This window comes from Allostigmatella hybrida (genome assembly GCF_020103775.1).
In the GTDB taxonomy this organism is placed as follows: domain Bacteria; phylum Myxococcota; class Myxococcia; order Myxococcales; family Myxococcaceae; genus Hyalangium; species Hyalangium aurantiaca.
Genome location: NZ_JAHXBH010000030.1, coordinates 41,882 through 62,489 on the forward strand (window position 1 = coordinate 41,882; position 20,608 = coordinate 62,489).

General features: G+C 69.2%; 15 protein-coding genes. 2 read left to right on the top strand and 13 right to left on the bottom strand.

Translation table 11 applies throughout. The features are described 5' to 3' along the window. Positions 1-48 precede the first annotated feature (48 nt). From KY661_RS31040 to KY661_RS31060, 5 genes are all read right to left on the bottom strand, one after another. Entirely contained in the window at positions 49-2,025 is a 1,977-nt protein-coding gene (locus tag KY661_RS31040) for a carbohydrate-binding protein (RefSeq protein WP_225413648.1), read from the bottom strand. A 131-nt stretch (positions 2,026-2,156) separates the two neighbouring features. Continuing rightward, complete coding sequence (locus KY661_RS31045) at positions 2,157-4,556, bottom strand: glycoside hydrolase family 31 protein (protein WP_225413649.1); 2,400 nt, start codon at positions 4,554-4,556, stop codon at positions 2,157-2,159. Positions 4,557-4,600: 44 nt separating this feature from the next. Beyond that, the gene (locus KY661_RS31050) at positions 4,601-6,385 is read right to left on the bottom strand and encodes a thiamine pyrophosphate-requiring protein (RefSeq protein ID WP_225413650.1); all 1,785 of its coding nucleotides are present in this window, start codon (positions 6,383-6,385) and stop codon (positions 4,601-4,603) included. A gap of 137 nt (positions 6,386-6,522) precedes the next feature. After that, positions 6,523-6,933, bottom strand: a complete 411-nt coding sequence (locus KY661_RS31055; protein WP_225413651.1) for a TonB family protein — start codon at positions 6,931-6,933, stop codon at positions 6,523-6,525. Between the two features lie 13 nt (positions 6,934-6,946). Then, on the bottom strand, positions 6,947-7,168 hold the full coding sequence (locus KY661_RS31060) for a hypothetical protein (RefSeq protein ID WP_225413652.1): 222 nt from the start codon (positions 7,166-7,168) through the stop codon (positions 6,947-6,949). Positions 7,169-7,590: 422 nt separating this feature from the next. Between KY661_RS31060 and KY661_RS31065 the strand changes: the two genes are divergently transcribed. Both KY661_RS31065 and KY661_RS31070 read left to right on the top strand, forming a co-directional pair. Beyond that, positions 7,591-8,856 (top strand): choice-of-anchor A family protein, encoded by a 1,266-nt coding sequence (locus tag KY661_RS31065; RefSeq protein ID WP_225413653.1) that lies wholly within the window; start codon positions 7,591-7,593, stop codon positions 8,854-8,856. Positions 8,857-8,997: 141 nt separating this feature from the next. After that, entirely contained in the window at positions 8,998-9,771 is a 774-nt protein-coding gene (locus KY661_RS31070; RefSeq protein ID WP_225413654.1) for an alpha/beta fold hydrolase, read from the top strand. Between the two features lie 21 nt (positions 9,772-9,792). On the opposite strand, the gene KY661_RS31075 is transcribed toward KY661_RS31070, so the two are convergent. The 8 genes from KY661_RS31075 to KY661_RS31110 form a co-directional block, all read right to left on the bottom strand. Beyond that, positions 9,793-11,043, bottom strand: coding sequence for a cytochrome P450 (locus tag KY661_RS31075; protein ID WP_225413655.1), 1,251 nt, complete (start codon positions 11,041-11,043; stop codon positions 9,793-9,795). Beyond that, positions 11,033-11,260 carry a ferredoxin gene (locus KY661_RS31080; protein ID WP_225413656.1) on the bottom strand — a complete coding sequence of 76 codons (228 nt, stop codon included), beginning with the start codon at positions 11,258-11,260 and terminating at the stop codon, positions 11,033-11,035. The genes KY661_RS31075 and KY661_RS31080 overlap by 11 nt, the downstream gene beginning before the upstream one ends. A gap of 80 nt (positions 11,261-11,340) precedes the next feature. Continuing rightward, a complete protein-coding gene (locus KY661_RS31085) occupies positions 11,341-13,572 on the bottom strand; it encodes a xanthine dehydrogenase family protein molybdopterin-binding subunit (RefSeq protein ID WP_225413657.1) in 2,232 nt (743 codons plus the stop codon). Next, positions 13,569-14,564: an FAD binding domain-containing protein gene (locus KY661_RS31090; RefSeq protein WP_225413658.1), complete on the bottom strand. Its 996-nt coding sequence runs from the start codon at positions 14,562-14,564 to the stop codon at positions 13,569-13,571. Before KY661_RS31090 ends, KY661_RS31085 begins: the two co-directional genes overlap by 4 nt. After that, positions 14,561-15,052 carry a (2Fe-2S)-binding protein gene (locus tag KY661_RS31095; RefSeq protein WP_317987315.1) on the bottom strand — a complete coding sequence of 164 codons (492 nt, stop codon included), beginning with the start codon at positions 15,050-15,052 and terminating at the stop codon, positions 14,561-14,563. The genes KY661_RS31090 and KY661_RS31095 overlap by 4 nt, the downstream gene beginning before the upstream one ends. Before the next feature lie 181 nt (positions 15,053-15,233). Next, positions 15,234-16,154: a cysteine peptidase family C39 domain-containing protein gene (locus KY661_RS31100; RefSeq protein ID WP_225413659.1), complete on the bottom strand. Its 921-nt coding sequence runs from the start codon at positions 16,152-16,154 to the stop codon at positions 15,234-15,236. 108 nt (positions 16,155-16,262) lie between these two features. Further along, positions 16,263-17,612: a sigma 54-interacting transcriptional regulator gene (locus tag KY661_RS31105; RefSeq protein ID WP_225413660.1), complete on the bottom strand. Its 1,350-nt coding sequence runs from the start codon at positions 17,610-17,612 to the stop codon at positions 16,263-16,265. A 113-nt stretch (positions 17,613-17,725) separates the two neighbouring features. After that, complete coding sequence (locus KY661_RS31110; RefSeq protein WP_225413661.1) at positions 17,726-20,482, bottom strand: serine/threonine-protein kinase; 2,757 nt, start codon at positions 20,480-20,482, stop codon at positions 17,726-17,728. Positions 20,483-20,608: the final 126 nt, after the last annotated feature.

Here is a 20,608-nt window from a genome sequence, read left to right on the forward strand (position 1 = left end):
ATTCCTTTTCTGAAGCGTGAGGTTTGAGAGAGAGGGATTCGAAGACCGTCAGGGCAGCTTCACCGGGCTGGCGAAGTACTCCTGGACCCGGGTGATCCAGTAGTAGCCATCGGTGGGCAGCGCCTCAGGGTAAGCACCGGGCTGCGGAATGCCACGGGTGCTCTGCCCCACGCCGGCGCCCATGAGGATGGCCACCACCCCGGCGTTGGCCGCCTCCTGCATGTGCGAGCCCCAGGTGACGGTGTTGCCGCTCACGGTGACCTTGGGGTCCTTCCACTCGTTCTTCGAGAAGTAGGCCAGCCGGTTGCCCGAGAGCGTGAGCGTGTCGCCGAAGAAGTACGGCGAGGCCGACTCCTCGTAGCGCTGCACGGTGTTGTCCAGGAGCGGGAAGGTGCCCGAGGGGTTGTAGACCGTGGGGCTGCGGCGCGTGGTGCCGTTGATGTGCCCGGCCGGAATCTGCCAGAGCACCACGGGCAGCGAGAGCGTGTCCTTGAGGGAGCGGACGAACAGCAGGTAGTTGTTCCAGAGGTCCGCGTTCCAGAACCAGATGGAGCTGGCCGGATCATTCGGGTTGGCCCCGCCCGCGCCCGCGCCATCCAGGCCGTACTTGTCGATGGAGATGAACTCGGCGCCGCCGTACTTCACGCCCGCCTTCAGCGCGAAGCCCGCGTTGGCCCGGGCGTTCTCCTGGATGCGCGTCTTGCCCGCCTCGAAGCCGAACACCTCGGTCGAGTGCATGATGCCCGTGCCCGGCGCGCCGGGGGCAGCCCACAGGTTGAGCTGCCAGCCCAGGAACGCCCTCGGGGTGTGCTTGCGCAGGGCGTGGTTGATGCTCTGCACGAGGCCCGTCACCGTGTTGGGGAAGTCCGGGTCCACGCCGCGCTGGAGCACGCCCGAGTCATAGGCGGCATGGGTGGCGGCGGGCATCCTCGACGGCTCCCCGCCGTACTGCGCGGCGTACTGCTGCTGGAGGTAGCCCAGGGTGTCGGGCTCGATGACGTAGCCGATGCGGCCCGTGCCCATGATGGACGTGGCGGTCTGCCCCACGTCGCGCAGCCCCTGGAAGTACTGGGAGAGGAAGCCGGCGTTCTGAAGGTTGGCCCACAGGGACGCGGGGCTGTCGGAGTTCCCGCCAATCCCGTACACCACGAAGATGGGCGTCATGCCCTGCTCCTTGCTCTTCGTGGCCAGGCGGGTGGCGCGGCTGTGCCACTCGCTGAACTGCACGCCGCCGTTGAGGTACAGGTAGCCGTAGTCGAGCCGCTTGCCCGCCGGGAACTGCGGGTTCACCTTGTTGAAGAAGCCATCGGTGCCCGTGAAGGGCTCGTACACGGTGCCCACCGCGACATGGCTGGGGTGCCAGGAGCCACCGGGGGTGGTGTCCTGCGCCGTCGTCACGGACAGGGCGGCGCTGACCACGCCCACGTTGCCCACGCCATCGCGGGCCTTGACCGTGTAGCTGTACTGCGTCGAGGGCGAGAGGATGCCGTCCGTGTAGACCAGTGCCGAGGTGGTGCCCACCTGCGTCCCATTGCGGAACACGAGGTAGGCGGCGATGCCCACGTTGTCGCTGGCCGCGTTCCAGGCCAGGGACACCTGGGTGCTCGTCACCCCGGTGGCGCGCAGGCCCAGCACCTGCGAGGGCGGGCTCGTGTCGGTGCCGCCGTCGGTTCCCCCGTCCGTTCCGCCGTCGGTTCCCCCGTCCGTGCCGGTGCCAGAGCAGGCGCCCACCCGCTTGTACCAGCCGCTGGCGGTTCCCCAGACGGGGTCCGCGGTCCAGATGGCCACCAGCGCCTCGTAGAGGCTGCCCTGGTACACCACCCGGTCTCCCGGGTTGTAGATGGTGCTGGCGTTCCACGCAGGCACGCCCGTGCAGCTCACCAGCGCCGCCGGCGCCGTGGCCGTCAGCGCCTCCTCGAACGAGGCCTCCTCCGGGGACGGGCCCACCTGGCAAGCCGCGGAGGACAGGACCCACAGGGCCAGCAGTCCCATCCGCGCCACGGCTTTCCGATTACAAAAGAACATTCCAGCCATCCTCTGTCACAAGTGACATCCGCTCCGGCAAACCCATCCGGGAACGCGAAACACCTGACTAGAGAGGAGAGCCTTTTTTTTCGGGTCAACCCGTGTAGACAGCCCACCCAGAGGGGCGCCGGTTAGAGCCGGACCTCCAGCCGCGTCCAGCCCGCCTCCACCTCCACGAGCAGAACGTCGTCCACGAAACGGTGCTCGCGCGCCCCCAGCACCTCCTTCGGCTCGGTGAGGGCGTACAGGCACAGCGTCTCGGTCTCCCGGGCGAAGGGCAGCGCCCCTTCCAGGGTCCGCTCGAGCACGAACCGGTCCGCGGTCCCCTCCCCCACCAGCCGCGTCCGCCGCGAGGCACCGTAGCCCTCGCCGGCGTCCTCATACAGGTGGGCCTCCACGCGCGGCGCCGCATGGATGTGCCAGGTGAGGTGGGCCCAGTTGGCGGAGGTGGTGTGCAGCGCGGGCTCCGTCAGGGCCAGGGCGCCGCCCGCCCGCAGCCACATGGGCACCGTGCTCAGCGGCGCCTCGGCGAGCACATGCTGCCGGCCCTCCCGCACCCCGCCCACGGAGAGCCCCAGGTCGAAGAAGGGCAGCCACCGGCCCTCGGGCAGGTACACGTGCCGGTGCGAGCGCCCCTGGCGAATCACGGGGGCCACCAGCAGCTCCCGGCCCAGCAGGAAGGCGTCATCCATGCGCAGCGCCTCCTGGTCGTCCGGCGCGTACATGACGAGCGGGCGCATCGCGGGCAGTCCCTCCTGGGAGGCCTCGTACATCAGCGTGTAGAGCGTGGGCAGGAGCCGGTAGCGCCGCTCCAGCCACTCCCGGGTGATGGACAGGTAGGGCTCCCCGAAGCGCCACGGCTCCTGGTAGGGGGTGCCCTTCGCGGAGTGGTTGCGCAGCAGGGGGTAGAAGGCGCCCAGCTGCGTCCACCGCACGAGCATCTCCCCGGTGGCACGGCCCAGGAAGCCCGGCACATCCGCCCCGCTGAAGGCGACGCCCGACAGGCCCAGGCCCAGCAGCATGGCGATGGACAGCTCCAGGTGCGCCCAGTAGCTGGAGTTGTCGCCCGTCCAGACCGCCGCGTAGCGCTGGATGCCGGCCGCGCCCGCGCGCGTCAGCAGGAAGGGGCGCCGCTCCGGCGCAAGCTCGCGCAGGCCCTCGTAGGCGGCCCGGGCCATGCCCAGCGCATACACGTTGTGGACCTCCAGGTGGCGCCGGTCCCCGTGCCGGGCGTCATGGGGCAACGTGGGCCCCTCCACCTTGCCCAGGTCCGCCGCGGGCGCCGAGTTGATGGGGAATGTCTCGTTGCCATTGATGAGCCGGAAGCAGGCCGGCTCGTTCATGTCGTTCCAGAAGCCCGCGACGCCCGTCTCCACGAAGGCCCGGTGCAGCTGGCCCCACCACGTGCGCACCGGCTCCCGGGTGAAGTCCGGGAAGGCGGCGGGCTTGGGCCACACCTCGCCGAGCAGCACGCTGCCCCGGTCGTTGCGCACCAGGTAGTCGCCCGCGAGCGCCTCGTCATAGACGCGGTAGCCGGGCTCGGCCTTCACCGCCGGATCAATGATGGTGACGAGCTTCACGCCCTGCGCGGCGGCCTCGCCCACCAGGCCCGCCGGGTCCGGGTAGCGCGAGCGGTCCCACGTCCAGACCTTGTAGCCCTCCATGTAGTCGATATCGAGGTACACGCAGTCCAGCGGCAGCTGGTGGGCGCGGTAGTCGCGGATGACGGAGCGGATCTCCCGGGCGTTCTCGTAGCCCCAGCGCGACTGCTGGACGCCCAGGCTCCAGAGCGGGGGCAGCGGGGGCCGGCCCGTGAGCGCGGTGTAGCGCCGCAGCACGTCCGCGGGCAGGGGCCCGGCGAACAGATAGGCGTCCAGCTCCGGGCCCGCGGACTCCCAGCGCACGCGCGTGGGGTCCTCCGCGGCCACGTCCACCTCCAGCCGCCAGGACTCATCGAGGAAGAAGCCCCAGGCGGCGCCGCCGCGCAGTCCCATGCTGAAGGGGATGGACTGGTAGAGCGGGTCCGTGTCCGGGTGGTGCGGCACGACGTCGGTGTTCCAGAAGACGAAGTGCATGCCCCGCTTGTCGAGCGTGCCCACCTTCTCCCCGAAGCCGAGCCACGCCTCATCGGGCGGCGCATGCAGGCTGAGCCGGGAGCGGTACCGGTTGACGGGATAGTCGGGCATCGTCTCGCCCGAGAAGCCTTCACACCGGGCCAGCTCCCGGCCCCCGGGCTCCCGCAGCACCCACGTGCCCTGCTCCGGACGGACTTCCAGCGACAGCCCCTCGGCCTGCACCACCGCGAGGCCGGCCGCCTTGTCCTGGCGGACGGAGAGCGGAAGCTCCGCATGCTCCACGACGGACCAGGAGTGATTGGCGGCCAGCTCCCGGGCGGCCATCGAGGAGTGGCCCGGAGAGGGGATGTGCCGCACCCGGAGCACGCCCGGCAGGGGGCTGCGGATCTCCAGCGCGGAGCTGGCGCCCCAGAAGGTGACGCGGGTGGGTTCGAGGGACAAGTCGTTGAAGCGCATGGGGCCGGCAGCCTATGCGCTCCCCACCCTCCGCTCACAAGAGGTTACCCCTTGTGCGGCGTCAGCCTGTCCACCACCCCCCGGAGGGACTGCTTGAGGATGCCGCGCGACTCCGGGTCCCCCTTGAGCAGCGCCGCCGTGAAGTGCTTGGCCTGCTCCAGGGTGATGTGCGGCGGCAGCGGGGGGACGTTGGGGTCCACGTAGGCCTCGTACACCACCGGCCGGTCCGCGCGCAGGGCCTCCTCCCACGCCCGGGCCACCTGCTCGGGCCGGTCCACGCGGATGCCCCGGAGCCCCAGGGACTCGGCGTAGCGCGCATAGGGGAAGTCCGGGAGGTCCTGCGAGGCAGGCAGCTTGGGGTCCCCCTCCATCGCCCGCTGCTCCCACGTCACCATGTTCAGGTCGCGGTTGTTGAGCACCAGGATGACGAGCCGGGGGTCCTTCCACTCCTTCCAGTACTTGGCGATGGTGACGAGCTCGCTGTTGCCGTTCATCTGCATCGCGCCATCGCCCACCAGGGCCAGCACGGGCCGGTGCGGAAAGGCGAACTTCGCGGCGATGGCATAGGGCACCCCGCACCCCATGGAGGCCAGGTTCCCAGAAACCGAGGCCATCATGCCCTTGCGAATCTTGATGTCCCGGGCGAACCAGCCCGTCCCCGAGCCCGAGTCCGCCGCCAGGATGGCCCCGTCCGGCACCCGGGGGGACAGCTCCCAGAACACCCGCTGGGGGTTGAGGGGCTCGGCGGGGCTCATCGCCTGCTCCTCCGCCGTCTTCCACCCCTGCCGCACGTTCTTTTCGATCTGCTCCCGCCAGCTCCGGTCCTGCTTGCGCTGGAGCAGCGGAATCAGGGCCCGCAGGGTCTCCCTGCTGTCGCCCACCAGCGGCACCTCCACGGGGTAGCGGATGGCCAGCATCCGGCCGTCGAGATCAATCTGCACGCCCCGGGCCTGCCCCTCCGGGGGCAGGAACTCCGAGTACGGGAAGCTCGTGCCCACCATCAGCAGCGTGTCGCAGCCGTTCATCAACTCCCAGCTGGCCTTGGTGCCCAGCAGGCCGATGGAGCCCGTCACGAAGGGCAGGTCATCCGGGAGCACCGCCTTGCCCAGCAGGGCCTTGGCCACGCCCGCCCCCAGCAGCTCCGCCACCGCCACCACCTCGTCCGCCGCGTTCAGCACGCCCGCGCCCACGAGCATGGCGACCTTCTTGCCCGCGTTGAGCACCTCCGCGGCCCGGCGCAGGTCCTGCTCCTGGGGAAGGACGCGGGGCACGGTGTACCCGACGCTGGAGTGCACGGTGCCGTGGGCCCGCTCCGGCTTCTGGTAGGGCTCCTCCTGGATGTCATTGGGGAGGATGACGCAGGTGACGGTGCGCTCGCACTGCGCGATGCGCATGGCCCGGTCGATGGCGTGCCGCACGGCGGAGGGCTTCGTCACCATGGTGATGTACTCGCCGGCCACGTCCTTGAAGAGCGTCAGCAGGTCCACCTCCTGCTGGTAGTGCCCGCCCAGGGCCGCGCGCGACTGCTGTCCGACGATGGCCACCACGGGCTGGTGATCCAGCTTCGCGTCGTACAGCCCGTTGAGCAGGTGAATGGCGCCCGGCCCCGAGGTGGCCATGCACACGCCCGTCTCGCCGGTGAACTTGGCGTGGGCACAGGCCATGAAGGCCGCCATCTCCTCATGCCGTGTCTGGATGAATTGAAGCTCGGTGTTGCGCCCCAGCGCCCCCATGACGCCGTTGATGCCATCTCCGGGGTAGCCGTAGATGCGGCGAACCCCCCACTGGGACAAGCGGTAGACCAGGTAATCGGAGACGGTGGCGCTCATCGGGGGCTCCTCGGCCAGAGGCGGCAGGGCATGTGCCGCTCAACCTGAGCACCCCGTCCGAGGCGGGGAAGACAGCCTTCCAGCGGCCACGAAGCTCCTGCCCCATCCGCCGCCGGGCGTGCAGGCAGGAGGCCGGGCTACGGCGACGTGGCCCACGACAGGTGGAAGTGAACCTCCAGCGTCGGGGACGTGTAATCGGCGGGCAGCCGGGGGAAGGGGGCGGCCTTCTTGACGGCATTCAGCGCGGCGGCGTCCCAGACCTTGGAGCCCGACTCCATCAAGAGCGCCGTGGAGATCAGCTTCCCATCCGGGGCGACCATGGCCTGGACAATCGCCTTCTTCCCGGGCCCCGGCGCATGCCGGGCACTCGGCTGCTTCCAGGTGCGGGCGACGCGGTCGAACACCTTCTTCTGATAGTCCGCGCTGTTCAGGTGCCCCTGGAAGAAGGTCTGGAGCTGCGAGTGGCCTCCGGCGGCCAGGGCAACGGGCCCCACCAGCAGCGCGGACAGGAGGACCAGCCAGAAGCGAAAGCGGGCATGAGGCTTCACGGCGGAGCTCCGGCTAGGGGTTGTTCCCGGTGTCGGTTCTGTTCGCCTCACGCCGCTCCTTCTGGGCCTGCTCACGCTCTTCCTTCACCTGCTGGGCGGAGCGGCACACGCGCCGGGGAATGTGGCTGCCCGTCACCGGCGTCTCTTCGCAGATGAGCTCTTTGCCCTGAGGCGAGGCGGCCGCGGTCTTGCGCTGGGGCTGCGAGCCGGCACACGCCAGCAGAACCCCTGCCATTGCTCCCATCCACACAGTCGTTCTCAAGCCGCAAACTCCCGTTGAGGCTTCGTCAGCCGGAGGCTCGAAGTGTACGCGAGATGAAATCCCCCCCTGCCCCTCTTTGCGCCCTGGCTTGCGCCCCCTCTCCTGCCTGCCCAGCCTGAAGGCGTGAGACCGGGGGGACGTCACGGCTCGAATTTCCCCGGGATTTTTGAATCAATCCCCATTCTCAAAGTCTAAGAGCGGCCCCCTAGAATCACAGGTGGGGCAGAAAATTAAACCTGCGCTTTATTTTCCTGATGAGTTTTGTGAAGTACGGCGGTAGAGTTCGTCTCGTGCTGGAACTGGCAGCGCATCGGGTTCACAGGCCACCGAAGGGTTTTCCCGCCCAGGTCCTGAGACTCGTCCCCTCGGCAGTCAATTCAACAAGGAGCAAGCCCGTGAAGAACAAGTCCTTGGGTTGGTGGATGGTTCTGAGCCTCTCGGCGTCCGCGTGTGGCATGGAGGATATGTCGGAGCAGACGTCGCGGGATGGTGCCTCGCTTCAGCGCCCCTCCATCACCGCGGACAGGACAAGCCCTCCTGCGGGCCAGGCCACCTTCGGCGTCGAGGAGGAGGACTACGCGCCTCCGGAGAGCAGCATCGAGTCCTTCGCGTTCCCCGACGAGAATGGCAACTACGCCGGGGCGGTCGCACTGAAGATCAGCGCGTCGGACGTGGGCACGGGCGTGAAGGAGATCCTCTACTACTTCGCCGGCGCCACGACGGGGAGCGCCACGGTGAGCGGCGACACGGCCTATCTGCCCCTCATCGAGAACCCGGGGCTGACGACCGTCATCTACTACGCGCGTGACAACGCCGGGAACCTCGAGGAGGCCAAGAGCCTCGACATCAACATCGTGCTCGATCAGCCGGGCGTGAGCTGTCTGCCGGTGCAGCTGGGCGAGTACAACCTCTTCGTCCTGGGCAACTACATGAACGGCCACGACGTGCAGGGCAAGGTGGCCGCGGGCGGCAACGTCACCCTGACCAGCTTCGCCGTGGGCGCGGGGCTACCGGCCACCCACACGAACCACGTGCTGGTGGTGGGTGGAAACCTCAACATCAGCAACGGCGCCGTCTACGGCGACACCTACTACGGTGGCACCCTCACCAAGGCCCAGAACGCCACGATCCGCCGCGGCACCCTGACCCAGGGCACGCCCTTCAACTTCACCGCGCTGAGCGGGGACCTGCAGACGCTGTCCTCCCAGCTCGCCACCCAGCTGGAGCCCACCGCCACCCCGCGCATCGAGCCTTGGGGCGGCCTGTACCTCAAGGGAAGCGATCCCAAGCTCAACGTCTTCGAGCTGAACGCCAGCATCTTCGCCTCCACCCGGTACATGGAGCTCGAGGCCCCGGCCGGCTCACGCATCGTCGTGAACATCCGCGGCTCCTCCGCTTCGTTCTCCAACTTCAGCCAGCACAACTTCCGGGGCGGCATCGACCAGACGGGCATCCTCTACAACTTCGTCGACGCCACGAAGATCAACGCCTCGTCCTTCGGGTTCTGGGGCACGGTGCTCGCGCCGCTGGCCGACATCACCTTCAACAACGGCAGCTGGGATGGCGGCATCTATGCCAACTCGCTGACGGGCACCGCCGAGGGCCACATCAACCCGCTGAAGGACTTCGAGTTCTGCCAGGACGGGGAGAACCACTACTAAAACCCGCGGCCCCCGCGTGAACGCTGGGCACTGGACTCCCTGGAGTCCGGTGCCCTTTTTTCATTTCCCCTTCCGGACGGGGCCGGGCAGAACTTCCCCACGTCAGGTGTTGCTGGCGGCACTGTGCTGAAGGGGAAGCAGATGCGTCGTGAGGTGCGGCTCACGGAAGTGGGACAAGGCCCGGGGCCCCGGGTGCTCCTCCTGCCTGGCCTGGGCGCCCGGGGGACAGGCTTCCAGGCCCTCGCCCACCAGCTCGCACCCTTGGCCCGGCCCATCCTCGTGGACTACCCCGAGGGCGCCCATGCCGCCTGCGGGGCCAAGGCACTCTCGGAGCAGGTGGCCCAGGCCGCGGGCCCGCTGGATGCGGTGGTGGCCAGCTCTTTTGGCGGGATGGTGGCGGCGCACCTGGCCGTCTCGGGCAAGGTCCGGGGGGTGGCGTTCCTCGGCTCGTTCACCCGGCCCGAGCACCTGGGCCTCCGGGGAGGACTGCTCGCCCTCATGGGCCCCATCGCCGTGCTGGGGCGGCCTGGACGGGCCGCGGCCTCCCTCGCCTCGTGGCGGCTCGTGTCCGGGGAGCAGGTCGCCGAGGTGGTCCCCACCACGGCCCTGGAGCGAATCACCACCTTGCGCCGGGCCTTCGCCATCGGCACCGAGCCCCCGCCGGAGGACCTGCGCGGGCTCCCCATTTCGTGTGTGTGCCTCCAGGGTGACCGGGATGTGCTGGTCCCTCCGGCCACCCTGGAACGGCTGGCCGCCTCACTGCCTCCCGGAACGCCCCGGCACCGGCTGCGGGGCGCCGGGCACGTTCCCTACTTCACCCACCCCGAGGCCTGTGCCCAGTTGCTCCAGCCTTGGCTCGCGGCGCTGGCCCCCGCCCCATTTGCCCCGGAGAGGGACTCCGAGAACGCGGCCTGAGCCGCCGGCAGGCCCCTTCCCTCAGGGACGCAGCCGGACCTCGAGGGAGTCCATCTTGCGGAGCACCGGGTGGGGCCCGAAGGCGGGCTGCCCCAGGAGCTCCATCCGCGGAAACCGGCGGATCAAGGTGCTCACGGCGAGCTGCACCTCGAGCCGCGCCAGGCTCGCCCCGATGCAGTAGTGCACCCCGTGGCCGAAGGCGATGCTCGCGTGGGTGTTCCGGCGCACGTCGAAAACGTCCGGGTGGGAGAACGTGTCCCCATCCCGCAGCGCGCTGCCCAGCATGAGCAGGACCATCTGCCCCTTCTTGAGGGTGACTCCGCCCAGCGGCACGTCTTCCAGGGCGTAGCGGGCCAGCCCCATCTTCCCGAAGTTGTCGAAGCGGAGCACCTCCTCGATGACGTTCCGGATGAGCTCGGGCTCGGCCTTCACCTGGGCGAACACCTCGGGCCGCTGCAGGAGGTTGAACACGGTGAAGCTGATCAGATGGACGGTGGTCTCGAAACCGCCCACGATGAGCGCCGCCACCAGGGAGAGCAGCTCCTGCTCGTTGAGCCGGTCCCCCTGCGCCTCGGTCTGGATGAGCGTGGTGAGGATGTCCTCCTCCAGGGGATTCCGGCGCCGCTCCTCGACCGTCTCGCGCACCAGGCCCAGCCCCTCGACGATGTCGGGGCGCATCGCCTCCAGTTCCCCGGCGGAGACGAGGCCGGGAAGGAAGTTCTTGATCATCGCCTCGGTGAAGCGCTGGAACAGCGCCTCGCGCCCCTTGGGAATCTTCAGCATCGCGCCGATGACCCGGGCTGGAATCAGATCCGCGATGTCCGTCACCACGTTGACGGAGGGGCCCCGGGCCGCCGCGGCATCGAGCACCTCGTCCACGATGGCCTGAATCCCGGGCCGCAACCGCTCGATGGCCCGGGGCGTGAGGGCGGGGCTGATGAGCTTGCGCACCCGGGCGTGGTCCGCGCTGGCGAGCGCGAACAAGCCGTACCGGTTCAGCTCCTTGAGCTCCGGAATCTGGGCGGCGACGCCCAGCTCCGCGTCGAACTCCCACACGGCCCGGTTGGCCGTGAACCGCCGCGTGTCCCGCAGCACGGCGATGACGTCCTCGTACCGGCTGAGCAGCCAGCCCCGCCCCTCCTCCCAGAAGGGAGGCGCCGGTTGGGCCCGCAGCTTCTCCAGCATGGGATAGGGGTTCGCGTCGAACTCCGGCGTGTAAGGGTTGAACACCGGGCCAGGCCGCGGCTCGCGCTTCACCGGATCAAAGGACATTCGTGGCCTCCCCCCGGACGGGGCCTTCGCCCACGAGCGAGAGCGCCTGACGCGGGCACTCCCGCACGGCCCGCTCCAGCTGGACGCGCAGCCTGGGCGTCACCTGCTCCGAGAGCAGGTGCAAGGAGTCCTGCGCATCCAGGAAGAAGGCCTCCGGCGCCGCGCGAACGCAGACCCCGTTGGCCTCGCAACGATTCTCATCCAGCACGATCTTCATGGTTCCCCCCCGATACCGCGAACGGCACCACCGGCAGGGCGCCTGGCAGCGCAGGCCCTGCCGGTGCTCAGCACCTCGTCCTACAACAGCTTGTCGAGCGTGATGGGCAAGCTGCGAACCCGCTTGCCCGTCGCGTGAAACACGGCATTGGCGATGGCGGCCGCGACGCCGACGATGCCAATCTCTCCCACTCCCTTGGCGCCCAGGGCGTTGACGATGGCGTCCTCCTCGTCGACGAAGAGCACCTCGATGCCCTGCACATCCGCGTTCACCGGGACATGGTACTCGGCCAGGTTGTGGTTCATGAACCGCCCCAGGGTCTGATCGATGGCGGTTTCCTCCTGGAGCGCCATGCCCATGCCCCAGACGATTCCGCCGAGGATCTGACTCCGCGCGGTCTTCGGATTGAGAATCCGCCCCCCCGCGATGGCACTGACGACGCGGGTGACCCGCACCGTGCCGAAGTCCTCGTCCACCTTCACCTCGGCGAACACGGCGGAGTGGGTGCACCGGGTGTACTGCAGCTGCTTGGGGTCCGGGGTGGCCAGCACCTCCTCCTCGAGGCTGAGCACATCCCCCTGGCGCATGGCTTGGGTGATAGTCACAGCCTTGTCCGGCTCCGCCGTGAGCCGGAGGGCCCCACCGGAGAACGTCACGTCCTCCAGGCGGGCCTTGGCCAGGGGAGAGCCCTCCACCTTGCGGGCGAACTTGAACAGCTGCTCGCGCACCTTCTCGCAGGCCTGCTTCACGGCCGAGCCGACGGAGGACACCGTCCAGGAGCCCCCTTCGATGGGCGCCATGGGCAGCGAGGAATCCCCCAGCTTGAACGTCACGTCCTGCACGCGCACGCCGAGCGTCTCCGCGGCGATCTGCGTCATGACCGTGTAGGTGCCCGTGCCAATGTCGGCGGTGGCGCTGCTGACGGTGAGCTTCCCATCGATGCTCAGGACGGCCCGCGCGCTCGAGGGCTGCTGCATGGCGTCCCAGATGCCGGTGGCCATGCCCCACCCCACGAGCTGCTTGCCCTCCCGCATCGAGCGCGGGGCGGGACTTCTCCGGGCCCACCCGAACCGCTCGGCGCCCTGCTCGTAACAGGCACGCAGCTCCTTGCTGGAGTACGGCTTGTCCTTGTTCTGGTCACGCTCGGAGTAGTTCTTGAGGCGCAGCGCGAGCGGATCAACTCCCGCCTTGTGGGCGAGCTCGTCCATGGCGCACTCCAGGGCATAGACGCCCAGGGCCGCCCCCGGCGCGCGCATGTCCAGGGGCGTGTAGCAATCGAGCTGGGCCACCTTGTAGTCGAACCGGAAGTTGTCGCACCGGTAGAGCATCCCCGCCCAGTTGACGACCACCTCGATGTAGTCCTCGAACCGCGACGTCTCGCCCACCGCCTCGTGGATGATGGCCTCCAGCGTGCCGTCCGCGGAGGCCCCGAGGGCCACCCGTTGAAGGGTCGCCGGGCGGTGGCCGAAGGTGAACATCTGCTGGCGTGTCAGCACCACCCGCACCGGGCGCTTCAGCTCGCGCGCCGCCATGACCGCCATGAACAACTGGTACTGCGGCCTCAAGCCCGAGCCAAAAGCCCCTCCGACGAAGGGCGACAGCACGTGCACCTGCTCCTTCGGGAGGTTGAACACATTCGAGACATACTTCTGGCTGTTCTGGACGCCCTGGGTCTTGTCGTAGATGGTGAGCGAGCCATCGTCCTCATAGATGACCGTCGAGGCGTGCATCTCCATCGGGTTGTGGTGCTCGACGGGTGACGTGTACTCCGCGTCGATCTGGACCGCGGCCTTGGAGAGGGCCTTGTCCGCATGGCCCCTGGGCTTGGGCGGGGGCTCGAAGCCGTCCTTCCCCTGGGAGGGCGCGTACGCCTTGCTGCGCCGGGCGTGCAGATCCGTCTCGTGCTCGCGGACGTCGTACTCAATCCGGACGAGCGACGCGGCATGGCGGGCAAGCTCCAGCGTCTCGGCGACCACCAGCGCCACGGGCTGCCCACTGTAGAGAATCTTGTCATCCGCGAGCGGCCGGAAGGGCGAGCCCGAGGGCGCGTCATCATCCCGGTAGCTGCGATCGAACCAGGCCAGCCGGGGCCGGTTCTCGTGCGTGAAGACCTGCAGCACGCCCGGGAGCCCCAGGGCCTCGCTCGCGTCGATCTTCTTGATGCGTCCCCGGGCGATGGTGCTGGACACCACCTGCCCGTAAGTCAGGCCGGGGACATGGAACTCCGCGGCGTACTTGGCCTCGCCCGTGACCTTGGCGCGGCCATCGACACGGCTGACCGGCTGGCCGAGCGGCGTGGAGGAAGCCGTCATGAGGGTTGCTCCATTCCCGCGGCCTGCGCCAGGGCACGGACCACCGTGCGCTTCGCCAGCTCGATCTTGAAGGTGTTGTGGCCAAACCCTTTCGCCCCGCGGACGATCGCCTCCGCCACGGGTTGGAAGTTCTCCAGCGTGGCGGGCTTCCCACGCAACATCGCCTCGGCCTCCGTGTCCCGCCAGGGCTTGTGGGCCACGCCCCCGAGCGCGAGCCGGGCCTCTTGAATCTGCCCCTCCTTCAATTCGAGCGCGGCGGCCACCGAGACCAGGGCAAAGGCATACGAGGCGCGGTCCCGCACCTTGAGGTAGGCGTGATTGGCGGCGAAGCCCTCCCGGGGCAGCTCCACGGCGGTGATGAGCTCGCCGGGCTGCAGGTTCGTGTCCAGGTGCGGGGTGTCGCCCGGGAGCCGGTGAAACTCGGAGAAGGCCATCGTGCGCTCTCCGTCCTTGCCCGTCACCCGGATGACCGCCTCCAGCGCCGCGAGCGCCACGCACATGTCCGAGGGGTGGGTCGCGATGCACTGCTCACTCGTGCCCAGGATGGCGTGGATGCGATTGAACCCCTTCAGCGCGCCACAGCCTGCACCCGGCTCGCGTTTGTTGCAGGGCGTGCCCGTGTCATAGAAATAGTAACAGCGCGTGCGCTGGAGCAGATTGCCCCCCGCCGTCGCCATGTTCCGCAGCTGCGGAGAGGCTCCGGCCAGGATGGCCTTCGCGAGCAGCGGGTAGCGCCGTTCGACTTGCGGGTGGTAGGCGATCGCCGAGTTCGTGACCAGGGCACCAATGCGCAGGCCCCCGGCCCCGGTCTCCTCGACTTCGCGCAGGGGCAGCCGGGTGATGTCCACCAGGTGGCTGGGGCGGGAGACGTTCTCCTTCATCAAATCGAGAAGGTTCGTTCCGCCCCCGATGAACTGGGCCTGGGGGTTCTGCGCCGCCGTGCGGACCGCGCTGGTGATGTTCTCGGCGCGAATATAGGAGAAGCGGTTCATCGCCCCTCCCCGCCCTGGCGCGCGCCCATCGCCTGCTGAATCGCCGCGAGGATGTTGGAGTAGGCACCGCAGCGGCAGAGGTTGCCGCTCATCAGCTCGCGGATGTCGTCCGGGGTCTTCGCCTTGCCCTCGGTGATGAGCCCCACGGCGGAGCAGATCTGGCCCGGGGTGCAGTAGCCACACTGGAAGGCATCCTGCGCGACGAAGGCCTCCTGCACCGGGTGCAAGGCCTCTCCCTGCGCCAGCCCCTCCACGGTGGTGACGCTGGCGCCGTCCTTCATGACGGCCAACGTCAGGCAGGAGTTGATGCGCTGCCCATCCACCAGGACGGTGCAGGCCCCACACTGGCCGTGGTCACACCCCTTCTTGGTCCCGGTCAGCTGGAGGGATTCGCGGAGCAGGTCCAGCAACGTGGTCCACGGGGCCACGTCCAGCTGCTTCTCGGCTCCGTTGATCTTCAGGGAAATGCGCTGCGCTGACGTCTCCACGCGTACACCCTCCTCGGTGGTCCACCTGTCCCGAGCGCATTGGATAGTGCTCGGGAACGAGGGGGGTACCGGGGAAGAGGCTCAGCGTTTCACGACGAACACGTGGCGGGGCTCCCGTGTGTCCAAGTGACGGATACACCACGGAAAAGCCCCGGCAGGTGCGGGGACGGCCCGGCCGCGCTCAGACCTCGCGGCCGAAGGTCGCCTTGCCGCGGGAGCCACCGCCCGGGGTGTTGCCGAGCGTCTCGATGTGGTCGTCGTTCTCCTGCGCCAGCGTCGCCTCGTCCTTGGCGCCTTGGGCATTGTCGACCACGAGCATGCCGCCGCCGCCGTTCTTCTGCCAGCTGGCGTCCACGGCGGAGGCGAGCTTGTCGGCGCTCACCGCGTACTTGGAGCCCGAGGAGGGATCCTTCACCGTGTAGTTGCCCTGGGCATCCTTGCCATCCACCGTCACCCAGTGCGCGCTGCCGGGCTGCTGCGCATCACCCGTGGCGAGCTTGTTGGCGTCCAGCTGGACCATCACCTTCTTGTCGTTGAGCACCGCGCTGTCCAGCGACTGGGCATCGACCTGGGACTTGCCATCCACCACCTCGAAGCCCTCATGCGCGAGCATGTTGGACATCTGGTGCGGCGTCGTCCCCGTGCCGTCGGTGAACCGGTCCTCCAGCGAGTTCATCAGCTCGCCGGTGGGCTTGTCGATGTACTGGCCCTCGGACTTCTTCAGCTCGGCGACGGCCGCGGGCGCGCAGTTGTTCTCCTTGGTCTGCTTCACCACCTCGCCCGAGTCCTCCCAGGCGCTGACGCCCAGGTTCGGGTCTGGCAGCTCCCCGGTGGCCTCCAGCGTGGGCGCCTCGAGCGACGTGTCCAGGGGCTCGGACGCGGCCCCCGCGTACTTGGAGGCCCACTCGGCCAGGGCCTGAGGGGCCCGCTCGAAGGCATCCCGGAAGTGCGCGAGCTGGGCCCTGTTGGGCAACGAGGCCGCGGGCTGCACCGCGTTCTGAACCAGCGCGGGGACCTGGGTCCCAACCGCCCCGGCAGGAGAGGAAGTCTCCGGCTTGGCCAGAGGGGGTCTCGAGACGTTGGTGGGAAGGGTCACACTCACAGGGGTACTCCTCGCCTAAGGTCAGGGAAAGTCAGAGGATGTAGGGACTGCTTCCTCATTATCTGAGGAAGCTGCGGAAAAGTTTCCTCGGTCTTTTCCGATTTCTCATTATCCCCGGGGACTCTTGTCGTCCGCCGAGGCCCCGGCCCTGTCTTCCAGGCCGTGCTTGCGCAGCAGCTTGCGCAAGTAGACCCGGTCGATGCCCGCCTCCCGGGAGGCGCGGGAGATGTTGCCTTCACACCGCTCGATCAGGCCCCGGAGGTAGTCGCGCTCGAACCCTTCGATGAGGCGCTCCTTGGCCTCCTTGAAGGGAAGGTCCATCTCGGTGGCGGCCCCCGCCTTGGGCAGCGGGGTTTCGCCCGAGAGCGCCTCCATCTCCGGCAGCGCGTCCTCGCCCAGGCTCACCACCTGCTCCACCACGTTGCGCAGCTCGCGCACATTGCCCGGCCACGGGTACTGGGCCAGCAGCGCCCGCGTCTGGTCCGACAGGGCGCTGGGGGGCTTGCCCATCCGCTCCAGCATGGTGTCGATGAGCAGGGGGATGTCGTCGGGCCGCTCGCGCAGGGGCGGCAGCGTGACGCGGAGCACCGCGAGCCGGTGGAACAAGTCCCTGCGGAACTTGCCCGCCTTCACCGCCTCCTCCAGGTCCACGTGCGTCGCGGTGATGACCCGGGTGCTCACGGTGCGGTAGTCGTTGGAGCCCACGCGCTTGACCTGGCGGCGCTCCAGCACGCGCAGCAGCCGGGGCTGAAGCTCCAGGGGCAGCTCCCCCACTTCATCCAGGAAGACGGTGCCGCCGTTGGCGCGCTCGAAGGCCCCGGCCCGGTCGGCCTGGGCCCCCGTGAAGGCGCCCTTCACGTGGCCAAACAGCTCCGACTCGATGAGCGTGGGGGCCACGCCCGCCATGTCCACGATGACGAAGGGGCCCTGGCTGCGCTGGCTCTGCTGGTGCAGCGTCTCGGCGCACACATCCTTGCCCGTGCCCGTCTCGCCCTGGATGAGCACATCCGCGCCCCCGGGGGCCATGCGCTCCAGCAGGGTGAAGGCCTCGCGCATCTTGCGGCTGTTGCCCACCAGCCCCCCGAAGTTGTTCTTCTTCGAGAGGAGCAGCGAGCGCTCCCGGGTGTCCTCCGGCACCAGCTTGAGCTCCGTGGTGCCCAGGGTGATGACACTGCCCGGGCGCAGCTCCAGCTGGGAGAAGCGCAGCCCCTCGCAGAAGGAGCCGTTGCGCGACTCCAGATCGATCGCCAGCACGTGCTCCTCGCGGACCTCCAGCTTCAGGTGCTGGCGCGAGATGGTCTTGTCACTCAAGACGATGTCGCAGGTGGGCGCCTTGCCCACCAGATACTCGGGGCGCGTGAGGGCATGGCTGCTGCCCGCCTCTTGGCCCGAGAGCACCAACAGCTTCAACCGCACCCGGCCTGGCTTGGCCCGGCGAAGGGTTGCGGTGGGATCCAAAGATTCCTGCTCGTCGTCTTGAAACTCCGGCACGCTTCGGGACGCTAACACGCTCCCGCCCCGGGGGCACCTGCCAGCATGAGGACGCGCGGGAAAGTTCCCGGGCTCCGCGTTTACCTGCGGGGCTTGCGCGGAGGGTGGGCAGGGCGGCGGGCGGTCTGTGGGGGAACCGACTTCAGCCAGGAGTCCACCTCGGCCACGCGGGCCTTCAGCCCGGCCTCGGCGAAGCGCTCGCGGGCATGGACGGCTTCGCCGCGCGCGGCCTCGGGCGGGTTGCCGGACAGCCAGAGCGCCCGGGCCAGGGCAAAGCCCGACTCCGCCAGCACATCGGCGGGCGCCGAGGCAAAGGAGACGGCCCGCTTCAGGGGCTCGATCGACTCGCGCGCCTTGCCCATGAGCAGCAGCGCCTGCCCCACGCCGTCATACGAATACTGGAGCCCCTCGTCATCCGCCGGGAGCGCCTCCTGCTTCACCTTCAAGGCCTCCTCGGACGCGCGGAGGGCCTCCTCGTGGCGGCCCAGCCCCATCAAGGACATGCTCACCTCGTCCAGGGCATCCGCGAACGCCACGCTCCGCTCGCCAATCAAGGCCTTGCGGATCTCCGCCGCCGCCTGCGCGTGCACCAGCGCCCGGGCGTAGTCCCCCTGCTCCCGCAGGAGCACGGCGAGCAGGCCATGGCGGTGGGCCATGTCCGGATGCATGGGCCCCACCGCGGCCTCGGTCTGCTTCAGGGCCAGCTCCAGCATCTCCTGCGCCCGCTGGGGCTCGCCCAGGTCCATCAGCGTCCGGCCCAACAGGAAGGTGTTCCGGGCCAGCTTCGGATGGCCCGGCTCCAGGACTCGCTCCAGCAACTGGCGGGACTGCATCAGCAGCGCCTGGGCCTCCTGGAAGCGCTCCTGGGAGATCGCCAGGTTGGCCTGGACGACGCGCAGCTCGGACTCCAGCTCCGGCTCGCCCCCCAGCCGCTGGAGCGTGGCCTCCGCGAGGCCGCCCCAGCTCGCCGCCTGCGGGAAGTGCCGCTGCCCGTCCTCCACGAAGATGAGCCGGTTGAGGATGGAGACCTTCAACCGGTCCGCGCGCCCCGCCTCGGCGTCGTAGACGGCCTGGGACAGGTTGCGCGCCGCCTCGGGAAGCTCCCCCAGCCGGTCCTGGGCCACACCCATTTGCAGGCGCAGCTCCGCGATGAGGGGCAGGTGGCCGGTGGCCTTCACCGGCGCATCGATCTGCTGCGCGGCCTCCAGCGCGGCCGGGTAGCGGCCCGCGGTCACCAGGGCCTTCACCTCCGCGAGCCTGCCCTCGAGCCGCTCGATGTCCGCGCGCCGCACCGGATCCGACGGCAGCCGCTGCTGATCCGCCAGGGACTCGGCGTCCTCACACTCCTGCAAGGACGGCAGCGCGTAGGCCGCCTCCACCGCCTTCTCCACCAGGGTGGCATCCGCCTGCTCCAGCAGCCCCACCGTGGCCCGCATGTCCTTGCGCCGCCGCTCCAGGCAGACCACCCGCCGGGCCAACAGCTCCTCGGGCTGGGTGCCCTCCACGCGCGTGGCCTCGCACGCCGCGGTGCTCTGGTGCGCCCAATCCCGGGCGTAGCCATCCAGCACCTGGGCGACATGCAGGGCGGTCTCCCGCGCCAGGGGCCGTCCGGTGGCCACGAATGCCGCCTCCATCGCCTGCCGCTGGGCCGCGCCCCACACCTGCCCCACCAACGCCCCGGCGCCCGAGCAGACCTGGGACTGCTGGTACACGCCCCCCGCCACCACCGCCAGGCCCACGCCCGCCGTGCACGCCGCCACGGCCCACTTGCGCCGCTGGAGCTGGCGCCGCTCCTGGGAGAGCGCCTCCAGCAACTGCTGCATCGACGGGAAGCGCGCCCCGGGCTCGAGCGACAGGCCGCGCATCACCACGTCCCGCACCCACGCGGGGACCTTCACATCGCGGGGAGGCTCCCGGATGATGTCCGAGGGCACCTGGGAGGACTTGGCCAGCCACGGGGTATTCGTCGGCCGCATCGGCTCGGTCTGATCGGGCGCTGGCGGCTGAGAGCCCGAGGTCGCCGAGGCGTAGGACCGCATGCTCTCGGGCTCGAAGGCCCGCTGGCGGTAGAGCCCCCAATAGAGCGCCACACAGAAGCTGAACTGATCCGAGCGCGCATCGAGCTCGGCGTCCCGGAACTGCTCCGGGGACATGTAGTTGGGCGTCCCCATCACCAGGCCCGTCTCGGTGAGGGTCGTCTCCAGCATGCGGTTCTCCGGGGGCAGCATCAGCTGCGCCTGCTCCGGAAGCGGCTCCTCCGTGTCCTCGCCCACCTTCCGCGCGAGGCCGAAGTCGGTGACGAACACGCGGCCCGCCTGGCTCACCAGGACGTTGGCCGGCTTGAAGTCCCGGTGGACCAGCCCCGCCGCGTGGGCCGCCTGCAACCCCTGGCCCGCCGCCAGGAACCGCTCCAGCACCTCCCGCCAGGACCGGGGCTTGGCCTTCAGCCAGGAGGCCAGCGTCCCGCCGTCCACGATCTCCATGGCCAGAAAAACCTGGTCACCCCAGACGCCCACATCGAAGATGGGGATGACGTTGGGGTGGGAGACGCGCGCCATGGCCTGCGCCTCGCGCAGCAGCCGCGCCCGGGCCTCCTCCGAATCCGTCCCGCCGTCCGGCCGCAGCAGCTTGAGCGCCACCTTGCGGTCCAGGTCCGGATCATAGGCGGAATACACCACCCCCATCCCGCCCTTGCCCAGCTGCTTGAGCAGGATGTAGCGCCCCACCTGGGACACGGGCGGCGCATCGTCGGGCGTCAGGGCCGGCCCGGAGCGGGCCGTATTCGGCACGGCGTTGGATGCACCCTTGCGCTCGCTCCGAGTGTTTCTCGAATTCATGACGATGCACCCTGCTGACCGCGACACCGGCCGGACGAACCACGCCTAGCACGTTCTGGACCTCCCCCTTTTGCCCACACGCCCTCCGGAAATTCTATACGGAATCCTCGGAGGGTTGCGCGTTCT